Raw genomic sequence first — 12,882 nt, 5'->3', positions numbered from 1 at the left:
TGGGCGAGTCCGGGTACGTCCTCGCCGGGGAGTGCGGCGATGGCGCGGGTGGTGACGAAGACCAGCCGGGACCCGGCGTACCGCTCATCGGCGAGAAAGCGCTGGAGCAGCGTCAGCGCGCGGGCCGTCACCGCCGACGCGTCGGCGACCGCGCCACCGGCGACCCTCACCACCGGATCGCCGTCCCCCGGTGGGGGCAGCTCCCCGGTGTCCGGCACCTCCGTCCACCGCGCCGTGCCGCCGCCGGGGGTGCTGATCCGCCGCCACTCCACCGTGAACAGCGCCGCGTCCGCCGCACCGGAGGCCGCGCCGAGCGGCGGCGCCGAGCTGTCCATGGGGCGCAGGGTCAGCGACTCCACCGTGGCCACGGGCAGTCCGCCGCCGTCCAGCAGGACGATGCGGTACGCGCCGGGGCCCGCCGGTGAGATCCGCGCGCGCAGCTCGGTGGCGCCGCCGGCGTGCACCGTGACACCGCTCCAGGCGAACGGCAGCCCCGGCGGGGCATCCGGGTCGGCGACCCCCGGCAGCAGCGGGTGCAGCACGGCGTCCAGCAGCGCCGGGTGGACGGCGTACCCGCCCGGGGACACGCCCTCGTCACCGGGCAGCCGTACTTCGGCACAGAGGTCGTCGCCGACCCGCCAGAGGGCGCGCAGCCCCTGGAACGCCGGGCCGTAGCCGTAGCCGAGTTCATCCAGACGCCGATAGGCACCGTCGACCGGCTCCGCCACCGCGCCCGCCGGAGGCCACGGCTCCGGTGCCGGGGACGGCGGCGTGGGGACGTCCGGAGCGGGGGCGTCGAGCAGACCGGAGGCGTGCCGGGTCCAGATCCGGGGCGCGTCCTCGCCGCCGTCGGGCGCGGCGTGCACGGTGAAGGGGCGGCTGCCCCGGGCGTCCGGCGCCGCGACCGCGATCTGGACCCGCACGGCCTGTCGCCCGGACAGCACCAGCGGTGTCTCCAGGGTGAGTTCCGCGACCCGCCGGGCACCCGCGCGGTCCCCGGCGGCCACGGCCAGTTCGAGGAAGGCCGTGGCGGGCACGAGGACCGAACCCCGGATCACATGGTCGCCGAGCCAGGGCTGGCCGGCGAGCGAGAGCCGGCTCGTCAGCACCGTCTCGTCGCGGCCGGCGAGTTCGACGGCCGTGGAGATCAGCGGGTGGCGTGACGGATCGAGCCCGAGGCCGCGCGCGTCGCCGCGCGCCCCGGGGAGCAGCCAGTAGCGCTGCCGCTGGAAGGCGTAGGTCGGCAGGTCCACCCGCCCCGCGCCGGGGAACAGGGGCGTCAGGTCCGGCGCGGCGCCCGCCACATGGGCGCGGCCGAGCGCGGCGACGAAGGCACCGGCCTCCGGGTGGCCCCCGCGCTGGAGCGGAATGACGGTCACGGGGTCCGCCGCCCCGGTGAGGGAGCGCTCCGCCATGGCGGTGAGCGCGGCATCGGGGCCCACCTCCAGCAGCACGCGGGCCCCCCGGGCCTCCAGCGTCCGTACGGCGTCGAGGAAGCGGACGGGCTCGCGGATCTGCCGGGCCCAGTAGTCGGGGGAGGCCAGCTCGGCGGGATCGGCCGGCTCGCCGGTGACGGTGGAGATCAGCGGAATCCGGGGCGGCCGGTGGTCGACGTCCCCGGCCACCGACCGGAACGCCTCCAGCACCCCGTCCATGTGCGGTGAGTGGAAGGCATGGCTCACCCGCAGGGCGCGGACGCGGCGCCCGCGCGCGGCGAAGGCCGCCGCGACGGCGGCGGTGCCGTCGGCGTCGCCGGAGATCACCACGGCGTCGGGGCCGTTGACGGCGGCCACCGCGACCGTCCCCCGGCGGTCCTCCAGCGCCGCGCGCGCCTCCGCCTCCGAAGCCTGGACGGCGATCATGGCACCGCCGGAGGGCGCCGACTGCATCAGCCGGCCCCGGGCGGCGACCAGCCGGGCCGCGTCCTGGAGCGACCACACACCCGCGATGTGCGCGGCGGCCAGCTCGCCGATGGAGTGGCCCGCGACGAAGTCGGGCGTGAGGCCGTGGTGTTCCAGGAGCCGGGCGAGCGCCACCTCGACGGCGAAGAGCGCGGGCTGGGCGAAGGCCGTCGTATGGACCGGGTGCATCCGTGCGCCGCCCTCGCCGCCGCCCGTGCCGTCCGCGCGGCCCGGCTCCGGTACCGGCGGGACATCCAGCACGGTGCGCGCCGGACGGCCGCAATGGGGGTCGAGCGCCGCGCACACGGCGTCGAAGGCGTCCGCGAAGACGGGGAAGGCCGCGTACAGCTCCCTGCCCATCCCCGGCCTCTGCGAGCCCTGGCCGGTGAAGAGGAAGGCGGTACGGGTGTGGTCGGCGGCGGTGCCGCGCACGAGGTGGGGGGAGTCCTCCCCCCGTATCAGCGCCTCCAGGCCGAGGAGCAGATCGGCGCTCCCGCCGCCCGTGACCACGGCGCGCCGCTCGAAGGCGGTACGGGTGGTGGCCAGCGAGTGCCCGACATCGGCCGGACTCAGCTCCGGCCGGCGGCGCAGCAGTTCGCGCAGCCGGCCGGCCTGGGCGCGCAGCGCCCCGTCGGTGCGGCCGGAGAGCGCCCACGGCACGGGGACGGGCGCGGGGCTCACCGGGGCGGGCATGGGCGCGGGGCTCACCGGGGCGGGCCCGGGAGGCACCGGGGCGGTGGCGCGTGGGGTCCCCGAGGTGGCGGCGCCGTCCGTGGTCTCCGGGATGCCGCTCTCCGGCGGGGCCTCTTCGAGGACGAGATGGGCATTGGTCCCGCTGATGCCGAAGGAGGAGACGGCGGCCCGGCGCGGGCGGCCCGGCGTCCTCGGCCAGGGCCGCCGCTCCCGCAGCAGCTCCGCCGCGCCGCCGCTCCAGTCGACGTGCGGCGTGGGTTCACCGATGTGCAGGGTGCGCGGGAGCACCCCGGCGCGCAGGGCCTGGACCATCTTGATGACACCGCCGACGCCCGCTGCCGCCTGGGCGTGGCCGATGTTCGACTTCAGGGACCCGATACGGACGGGTTCGCCCCCCGCCCGGTCGCTGCCGTAGGTGGCGAGGACCGCCTCGGCCTCGATGGGGTCGCCGATACGGGTGCCGGTGCCATGGGCCTCGACCGCGTCGATGTCGGCGGGGCGCAGCCGGGCGTCGGCGAGGGCCTGGCGGATGACACGTTCCTGGGAGGGGCCGTTGGGCGCGGTGAGCCCGTTGGAGGCGCCGTCCTGGTTGATGGCGCTGCCCCGGATGACGGCCAGCACACGGTGACCGCCGCGCCGTGCGTCACCGAGCCGCTCCAGCAGGAGGAGACCCGCGCCCTCGGCCCAGGAGGTGCCGTCCGCGTCCGCCGAGAAGGACTTGCTGCGGCCGTCGGGGGCGAGCCCGCCCTGCCTGGCGAACTCCACGAACATGCCGGGCGTCGACATGACGGCGACCCCGCCCGCGAGCGCCATCGCGGACTCGCCCGAGCGCAGGGAGCGCACCGCCAGATGCAGCGCCACCAGCGAGGACGAGCAGGCCGTGTCGACGGTGACGGCGGGGCCGAGCAGACCGAGCGAGAAGGCCGCCCGGCCGGAGGCGACGCTCGGGGCGGTACCGGTGAGCACATGGCCCTCGGCGCCGCCGTCCCCCTCGTGCATCCGGGGGCCGTAGTCGAGCGCGGCGGCTCCGACGAAGACGGAGGTACGGGTGCCGGCGAGGGTGCGCGGGTCGATGCCCGCCCGCTCCACCGCCTCCCAGGCGGTTTCGAGGAGCAGCCGCTGCTGCGGGTCCATGGCGAGGGCCTCGCGCGGCGAGACACCGAAGAAGGCGGCGTCGAAGTCGCCGGCGTCATGGAGGAATCCACCCCGGTCGGGCAGCCCGCTTCCGGGGGCCGGGCCGGGAGTGGCGGATGAGTCCAGGGTCCAGCCCCGGTCGGCGGGGAAGGCCGAGACGGCGTCCACTCCGTCGTCGACCAGCCGCCACAGCTCCTCGGGGGAGGTGACCCCGCCGGGGTAGCGGCAGGCCATGCCGATGATGGCGATGGCGTCACCGTCGTCGGCCGGGCCGGGCGCCCGCTCCGCGCGGCTCCCCGTCTCCACCGGCCCGGCCGCCACCGGTCGTCCGGCGAGGCGGTCCGCGAGGTGGGCGATGAGGGCGGCCGGGGTCGGGTGGTCGTACAGCAGTCCGGTGGGCAGCCGCAGCCCCGTGGCCTCCGCCAGCGCCGACCGCAGCTCCACCGCCGTCAGGGAGTCGAACCCCAGCTCACCGAAGGTGCGGTGGTGCTCGACGCGCCGGTGGTCCCGGTGACCGAGCGCCTCCGCGACCCGGGTCGTCACCAGATCGCCCACCTCCCGCGCACGCGGTGATGCGCGGTGCGCGGGGCGGGTGGTGCCGTCCTGGGGTGACGGGTGGGGCGCGGGGCGGGTGGTGTCGTCCTGGGGTGATGTGCGGTGCGCGGGATCGGTGGTGTCGTTCTCCGGCGGTCCGTCGGGTAGGGCGCCGGGAGGGGGCTGCTCCTCCGGTGGCCGCTCGGGTACGGGCCCGGGGGCGGCGGCCTCCGGAGGCGCGGCCGGCCCGGGGGCGGGAGCGCCGCCCCCGGAGGTGTCGAACCAGTGCCGTTCGCGCTGGAAGGCGTAGGTGGGCAGGGGAGTGCGGCGGCCCCCCGCGCCCTGCTGCACGGCGGCCCAGTCCACCGCCCCGCCGCGCACGAACACCGTCGCGAGGGCGGCCAGCAGCGAGGGCGCCTCGGGCCGGCCCGCCCGCAGGGCCGCGACCGGCACGACCCGCCGCGCCCCGGGGTCGCGTACCGCGTCGGCCACCATCGGCGAGCACACCCCGTCGGGGCCCAGTTCGAGACAGGTGGTGACGCCCTCCTCCTCCAGCGCCCGGACCGCGTCCAGGAACCGCACCGGGCGGCGCACCTGGTCGGTCCAGTACGCGGGGGACGACATCGCGCCGTCGCGCACCGGGCGGCCGGTGACGGTGGAGACGAGGTCCACGGTCCCCGGCCGGAACCGCAGCGACTCCACGACGGCCCGGAAGCCGTCGAGCACCGGCTCCATGAGCGGTGAGTGGAAGGCGTGGGAGACCGCGAGCCGCTTGGTCCGCCGCCCGGCGGCGGCCAGCCGGGCCGCGACGGCGGCGACGGCCGCGCTCTCCCCGGACAGCACCACCGCCGCCGGACCGTTGACCGCGGCGACGGCCACCCGGTCCTCGTACCCCGTGAGCAGCGGCAGCACCTCCTCCTCGGCCGCCGTGACCGCCAGCATGGTGCCGCCCGCGGGGAGCGCCCCCATCAGCCGGCCCCGGGCCGCGACGAGCGCGGCGGCGTCCGCGAGGGAGAGCACCCCGGCGACATGGGCGGCGGCGATCTCGCCGACGGAGTGCCCGGCGAGCAGAGCGGGCCGTACGCCCCAGGACTCCACCAGGCGGTACAGCGCGACCTCGACGGCGAACAGGGCGGGCTGGGTGAACGCCGTGTCGTCGAGCCCCTCGCCGGAGTCGACGACGGACCCGAGCGAGCGCCCCAGCAGCGGGTCGAGATGCGAGAGAACCCGGTCGAACTCCTCCGCGTACACCGGATACGCCGTGTACAGCCCCCGTCCCATGGCCGCTCGCTGGCTGCCCTGGCCGGTGAAGACGACCGCGAGGCGACCGGGCAGGGCGACGCCGGTGAACACCTCCGGCACGGACCGCCCCTCGGCCACCGCGTCGACACCGCGCAGCAGCCGGTCCCGGACGGCCGCGCGGTGCTCCCCCGGGGGAACCCCGCCGCCCGTGGCCCCTCCGTCTCCACTGCCTCCGTCTCCACTGCCTCCGTCCCCGTCCCCGTCCCCGGCGTCGGCGAGGACGACCGCGCGGTGGTCGAAGGTCTCCCGGGTGGTGGCGAGCGACCAGCCGATGTCCACCGGGTCCGGCCCGCAGCCGCCCGTGCGCACGGCGTCCGCCAGCCGCCGGGCCTGGGCGCGCAGCGCGTCACCGCCGCGCCCGGACACCACCCAGGGCAGGACGGCGGGGAGCACGGTGTCCTCGGCGCGGGGGGCGGGCGGCGGGCCGGCGCCCAGCACCACATGGCAGTTGGTGCCGCCCATGCCGAAGGAGCTGACCCCGGCCACCAGCGGCCGGTCCGGGTGCGGCCATCCCGTCCGGGAGCGCTGCACGGCCAGACCGAGTTCCCCGAACGGGATCGCCGGATGGTCGTCGCGGTGGTCGTGGTTCGGCGGCAGCTCCCGGTGGTGGAGACCGAGGAGCGTCTTGAGCAGGCCGACGATGCCCGCCGCGCCCTCCAGATGACCGACGTTGGTCTTGGCCGACCCGATCAGCAGCCGGTCCCCGTCCGGCCGCCCCCGGCCGAGGGCCGCGCCGAGCGCCGCCGCCTCGACCGGGTCGCCGACCGGAGTGCCCGTGCCGTGCGCCTCGACGTACTGCGCCTGGCGCGGATCGATCCCGGCGCGGGTGTACGCCAGCCGGAGGACGCTCTCCTGGGCGGCGCGGCTCGGCACGGTCAGCCCCGGGGTCGCTCCGTCGCTGTTCACCGCGCTGCCGTGGACGACGCCGTAGATTCGGTCCCCGGCGGCCAGCGCCCGCTCCAGCGGTCTGAGGAGCACGGCGCCGCCGCCCTCGCCGGGCACGAAACCGTTCGCCCGGGCGTCGAAGGCATGGCACGCGCCGTCGGGGGAGAGCCCCCCGAAGCGCTCCTCGGTCACGGAGTGCTCGGGCAGGAAGCCCAGATTCACCCCGGCGACGATCGCCGTGTCCGTCTCGCCCGACCGCAGGCTCTCGCAGGCGAGATGCACCGCGACGAGGGAGGACGACTGCGCGGTGTCGACGGTGAGGCTCGGTCCGCGCAGATCGAGATGGTACGAGACCCGGCCCGCGACCACCCCTCGGCTGAGACCGGTCATGGTGTGCCGGGTGATCGCCGCACCGCCGTGCTGGTAGAGCCGGTGGGCGTAGTCGTCGCGCGAGGTGCCGACGAAGACCCCCGTACCGGTGCCGCGCAGTGCGGAGGGCACGGTCCCGGCGTCCTCCAGGACCTCCTGGACGAGTTCGAGTACGAGCCGCTGCTGCGGGTCCATGGCGGCGGCCTCGCGCGGTGACACACCGAAGAAGCCGGGGTCGAACGCCTCGGTGGCGGCGAGGAACCCGCCGCGCCGGCCGTCCGGCCCGTCCGAGACACCGCTCTCCCCCGCGCTCAGCAGCTTCCAGAAGGCCCGGGGGTCACCGGCTCCGGGCAGGCGGCAGGACACTCCGACAACGGCGATCTTCTTCATGATGGAGCGATTCCCCTCATGGCCGCCAGCGGCGTCCGGTAGACGTTCGGGAATGCGGCCCCAGTTTTACTCCGGCCGGTCCAGCTCCCGGTAAGGAGCCGGTAACCGCCCCCGCGCGAACGGCCGTTGATCCGTCCATTGCCCGGCCGTGAGCCGAATCCGAAGCGCCGTCGGCTATCTTCGGGCCATTGCCCGCGAGCCATCGCCCCGGGCCGTTTCCCGCGTGGCCGTCGCCGCGGCGACGTGCCCGGACACCCGAAGTCCCTACCGATGAGAGTGGGAGCGCCCTCGACATGCCCGGTACACCCCCCTTCCCGTCCGCCGGCAGCCCGGAAGAACACGCAAGGCTCTTTCTGACCGCCTTCAACGCGGGCGATCTCGACGCACTCGACCATGTGTACACGGCGGACGCGATCGCCGTGTGGGAGCCGGGCAACCCGCTTTCCGGCCCGGCCCGCAAGGAGGCCCTGCGGGAATTCCTCGCACTCGGACCCCGGATGACCGCCGCGCTGCGGGAGTCGTTCACCGCCGGCGACACGGCGCTGCTGATCGTGGACTGGTCCATCGAGATCGCCGGCCCCGACGGGCCGGAGCACATGAACGGCACCGGCGTGGACGTGCTGCGCCGGGGCGCGGACGGCTCGTGGCGGTTCGCCGTGGACAACCCCTTCGGCGGAGCGCCGCCGCTCCCCTGAGCCCGGACCGCTCGCTCACGGCGGGGGCACCGGCCGCTCATCGCGAGGGGAGCGGGCGGGGATCTTACCGGGCCGTGACCGGCAGCTGTGGGGCCGCCCGGATTCCCCGGTTATGGTCGGCCCATGGCCTCAGACCGGACCACGTCCATTCCCCAATCCGGGACGGAAACCGAACTCGCCGATCCGATGATGCTCCAGTGGCTCTCCTCCCTCGGATTCGGTGTCGAGTATGTGCGCGGCGCGGGAAACACGCTCATCCTCCGTACCGGATCGGGTGAGGAGATTCCCGTCATCGATTTCGCGGGCGGCTATGGGTCGCTCATCCTCGGCCACAACCATCCCGAAGTGGTCGCCGCCGCGCGGGATTTTCTGGATTCGGGCAGCCCGGTGCTGGCCCAGGGTTCCCGCCAGCCCGCCGCGAGCAAGGTCGCGCGGCTTCTGAACTCCATTGTCCAGCGTGAATTCGGGGAGAGCGAGCCCTATTTCTCGGTCTTCTCCAACAGCGGCGCGGAGTCGGTCGAAGTCGCCCTCAAGCACGCCGAGTTCGACCGGGTGCTCGAACTGCGCGCTCTGGAGGAGGAGATCGGTGCCCATCTGGACGCCGCGCGCGCGGCGGTCCTGGACGGCGGCGCGAAGGTCACGGCCCCGGCGTTCGACGCCCTGGACATCGGTGCGGAGGACCGCGAGGCGGGTCCCGCCGGCTTCGACCGGCTGGCCGGGGCCGTGCGCGCCGAGAACGCCCGGCGCACCGCCCGCCCGCCGGTCTTCCTCACCCTGGAGGGCTCCTTCCACGGCAAGCTGGTCGGCAGCGTCCAGCTGACGCACAACGCCGCGTACCGGCTGCCGTTCGCGGCGATGGCGCCACCGGCCCGCTTCATCGCCTCCGACCGGCCCGAGGCCCTCGGCGAGGTCCTCGCGCGGGAGCGGCGCACCGTCCTCGATGTGGTGGTCGAAGGGGGCGGGATCGCCGTCGTCGAACGGCCCTTCCCGGTCTTCGGCGCGTTCGTCTGCGAGGTGATCCAGGGCGAGGGCGGCATCCGGGAGATGAGCCCGGAGACCGCGCGGGAGATTCAGCGCGCCTGCGCGGACGCCGGGTGCCCGATCGTGGTCGACGAGATCCAGAGCGGCATGGGGCGCACGGGCGCCTTCTTCGCGGCCTCGCGCATCGGGCTGCGGGCGGACTACTACACCCTGGCGAAGAGCCTCGGCGGGGGCATCGCCAAGACGGCGGTGACCCTGATCCGGGGGAAGCGGTACCGCCCGGAGTTCGAGCTGGTGCACACCTCGACCTTCGCGAAGGACACCTTCTCCTCCACCCTCGCGCTGCGGGTGCTCGAACTGCTGGAGGCCGACGGCGGCCGCGCGTACCGGCTGGCGCGGGAGCGGGGCGAGCGGCTGAGGGCGGTCTTCACCGCGCTGCGGGAGGAGTTCCCCGGGGTGGTGAAGGAGGTCCGGGGCACCGGGCTGATGCTCGGTCTGGAGTTCCACGACCAGTCGGGGGCGACGGCGCACCGGATTCGGGCGGCGGCCCTCGCCGGTGTCTTCGGCTATGCCGTCTCCGGCTATCTCCTCACGGCGCACCGCATCCGGACCTTCCCCACCGCGAGCGCCGTCAACACCCTCCGCTTCGAGCCGTCGCTGCTGCTGACCGACGCCGAGATCGACCGGCTCGACCAGGCGCTGCGGGCCCTGTGCCGCGTTCTGGGGGACCAGGACGGACAGGCCTTCGCCGGTGACTGACGCCCGCCCCGGGCGCTCGCCCGAGGGAAGCGGCGCCCGGGGCGGGGTGGCGGCCCCGGTACGGGGGGCCGGTCCGCCGCTATCTGCTGCCGGAGGGGGCCAGCGGCCCGGGCGCCGTTCTGCCGCCGCCCGGGGCGCTCCGGAGGAAACGCCGGGGGGTGCCCATGCTGAGGAGGGCGCGGACATGGCGGCGGCGCTCCTCCGGCCCGTCGCCGCCGGCGCCCAGTTGGTCCTGGAACCAGCGGGCGGGTCCCCGCTGTCCGCCCGGCGCCGGCAGCAGCAGGAAGTCGGCCAGCTCGTCCACCGCCGCGTCCGAGAGCGCCTCCAGGGTGATCGTCGCGGTGTGCCGCTTCCCGCCGCCCCAGCCGGGCCGGCGGCGCAGCAGCTGCGGTCGGGCCGACACGACCACGACGAGCGGCACCCACCCCAGACCGGCCAGCCCGTCGACGAAGTCCAGCAGATCGTCATGGGCCCGGTGGAGATCGTCGATGACGAGGACGAGAGGGTGCCCCAGCTCCGCCCGCTCCAGGAATCTCCGCCATTCGGCGATCTCCACCGCCGTGTCCTTCGGCGGGATGGGTCCGGCTCCGGGATCGACGAACGGAACCAGGCACTCCTTGAGCCAGCCCATGTGGGCCTCGGTCTCCCCCTCGCCGAGGCGCCGGAAGGCGCTGAGGAGTTTGTCCATGGCGAGCTGGGGGGAGTCGCCGGGCAGAATGCCGAAGAGGGCGTTGACCATCGCGCACTCCAGGGTGTGCACGGCGCTCGGATCGCTGTCGGGCGGCGCGGGAGCGCGCGGGTCGGGACCGGCGGCCCGCTCCGGCACCCGGAAGTGGGCCAGACAGTAGCGCTGGGACATCTCCCGCCCGAACTCCGCGAGGAACCGAGACTTTCCCGTCCCGGCCTCGCCGAGCACGGTGACCAGATGCGAGGCGGAGCGGTGCCGGGCGTGCTCCACCAGATGCCGTACGAGCCCCAGCTCGAACTCCCGCTCGACGGTGGGCAGAAAGTCCTGCCCGACGATGTCCCGGTGGCTTCCCCGGACGATCCACTCGCCGCTGGGGTCGTGACGGCGGTAGCTGATCCGCGGCCCGGTGGCCCGCCGTGTCTCGTCACAGACCCGGATCTCCCCGTCGTCCGCGCTGAACATCAGCGCGTGCGCCCGGCCGAGCAGCAGGCCGGAGAAGGTCAGCGGGGCTCCGTTGGCGAGCCGGCTGCACACCTGCACCTCCCCGGTGGCCACCGAGGCGCGGACGGTCACCTCCGGGGGCAGCGGCGCGGCACCGGAGTGGAGTTCCTCGGCGACGGCCAGCCCGGCGAGGACCGCCCGCTCGGCCGTGTCCCGCTGCTCGCCCGTCTTCCCGAACAGCAGCACGGTGACGGAGCCGAGCGTGGCACTGACCGCGCCGCCGAAGCGCTCGGCGCTCTCCCTGACGCGCGCGGTGATGTCCTTCAGCAGCTCCTCCGCGCCCGGTGCCCCGGCGCGGGCCGCCTCCGGGGCGAACCGCGACTGCACCACCAGCGTGCTCACGTACTCGCGTCCGCCGGACTCCGACCGGGGCTCGGGGATGCCGTGGACGGCCCACTGGCCGCTGTCGAGCGGCGCCGTGCCCGCTCGCGGGACTCCCTCATCGCCCGTCGGCACGGACGGCCGGGGCACGGTGGCCTCCGCGAGTCCGGTGCTGGTTCCGGTGCTGGTGCTGGTTCCTGTGCTGGTGCCCGTGCGGGGCTGCTCCGCCTCCGTGGACACCGCCCCCGCTCGCTCCACCACGACGCGCTCCACCCCCGTGCCCTCCTTCCGGCCGGGGGGCGTGCCCAGCAGGGTCAGCGCGGGGTCGTGCGCGAGGATCGCCTGCTGGAGTGTCCGGAGGTCCCGGCCGGGTTCGAGCCCGAGGCCCTCCACCAGCGCGGTGCGCACCCTGCTGTAGACATGGAGCGCGTCCGCCTGGCGCCCGCCGCGGTAGAGGGCCAGCATCAGCTGCCCGGCCGAGCGCTCGCGCAGGGCCATGCCCTCGACCATGGCCTCCAGGTCGCCGAGGACGGCCAGATGGCGCCCGCAGGCCAGCTCCGCCTCGAAGCAGTCCTCCATCGCGTCCCACTGGGCGTTCTGCGCGGTGGACAGCTCGGGCCAGCCGATACCGGCCTCGACGAGATCGGCCAGCAGGGGTCCGCGCCACAGCGCGAGGGCCTCGCGCAACGTCCGCGCGGCCTGCTCGGGTTCGCCCGCCGCGAGCTTCGCCCGGCCCGCCTCCACCCGGCTCTGGAAGCGGAAGAAGTCGACATCGCCGGGGTCGACCCGGAGCCTGTACCCGGGAGCCTGGGTGACCAGGGCGGTGCCCTGGTCCGGGCCCCGGGCATCCGGGCCCCGGTCCGGCGCCGCTCGGGGGACCGGCCCGGTGAGCACCCGCCGCAGACCCCAGACCGCGTTCTGCAGCACCTTCCGGGCGGAGACCGGGGCCTCGCCCACCGGCCATAAGGCGTGGAGCAGATGGCTGGTGGCCACGGCCCGGTTGGCCTGGAGGAGCAGATAGCCGAGGGTGGCCTTCTGTTTCGTGCCGCCGAGTGGCAGCGATTGACCGCCGCTGAAAACTTCCATGGGCCCCAGGATCTGAAATTGCACGGTCACTCCCTAGAGCACTGAGAATGTGTACATCACTCGATATGAATGGCCGGACCCAGGGGATTCCGGATGCTGGATGCGGGGGCGGAAGAAGGGGATGGGGGCGCCGTGGGGTATGGGTATGTCAGTTCGAAATCAACATTCCCGAACAGGCTCTCCCGTCGCCACACATACCGAACACTCATTCGGCCATTCCGAAGGCGCGGCCGACTTCAGGATAAGTATAAATTTTGAGGAAATCAATTGCTCTGGGACAACAAGCCATTTCTTGACACTGCCGTGTCTCCCCGTCGCGGTCGTCCCTGCCCAGACGCACCATGGGCACCAGAGGACACCAGGGCTCCCACCGCCCGACTCCCGTACCGCGGCAGCCTGGAAGAAGGCGGCGTTACCGCAGCGTGGACGCCGGGTGAGCGGCCGGCACCGGGATTTCCCGGCCTCCTCGGAAAACCCCGGAAAGTATTTCCGAATCCGTCCGGAATCCGTCCGGAATCCGTCCCGGCGGCTGTCCGTCATCCGCCGGGACATCCGTGGGAAGTTCCGGGGACGCGGGTCCGGGGTTTCGCGGCTCACGGCTGCCGAAAGGATTCGCTCCTGCGGCGTCCCGGGTTACCACCCC

Annotated in this window: 4 protein-coding genes; 2 read left to right on the top strand and 2 right to left on the bottom strand. The window is 74.7% G+C overall.

The window, feature by feature from the left end; translation table 11 throughout:
- On the bottom strand, nt 1–7,208 hold a 7,208-nt coding region (locus tag ABT122_RS28830), incomplete at its 3' end, for a type I polyketide synthase (RefSeq protein ID WP_351558258.1).
- Between the two features lie 293 nt (nt 7,209–7,501).
- On the opposite strand from ABT122_RS28830, the gene ABT122_RS28825 reads away from it, so the two are divergent.
- Together ABT122_RS28825 and ABT122_RS28820 are read left to right on the top strand one after the other, a co-directional pair.
- Nucleotides 7,502–7,903: a YybH family protein gene (locus tag ABT122_RS28825; protein ID WP_351558256.1), complete on the top strand. Its 402-nt coding sequence runs from the start codon at nt 7,502–7,504 to the stop codon at nt 7,901–7,903.
- A gap of 123 nt (nt 7,904–8,026) precedes the next feature.
- A complete protein-coding gene (locus ABT122_RS28820) occupies nt 8,027–9,643 on the top strand; it encodes an aspartate aminotransferase family protein (RefSeq protein WP_351558254.1) in 1,617 nt (538 codons plus the stop codon).
- 79 nt (nt 9,644–9,722) lie between these two features.
- Here ABT122_RS28820 and ABT122_RS28815 read toward each other — a convergent pair whose 3' ends face one another.
- Nucleotides 9,723–12,239 carry an ATP-binding protein gene (locus ABT122_RS28815; protein WP_351558252.1) on the bottom strand — a complete coding sequence of 839 codons (2,517 nt, stop codon included), beginning with the start codon at nt 12,237–12,239 and terminating at the stop codon, nt 9,723–9,725.
- Nucleotides 12,240–12,882 lie beyond the last annotated feature (643 nt).

It is taken from the genome of Streptomyces sp. NPDC001985, from assembly GCF_040296845.1.
In the GTDB taxonomy this organism is placed as follows: Bacteria; Actinomycetota; Actinomycetes; order Streptomycetales; family Streptomycetaceae; genus Streptomyces.
This window is presented reverse-complemented; position numbering and strand designations above follow the sequence as displayed.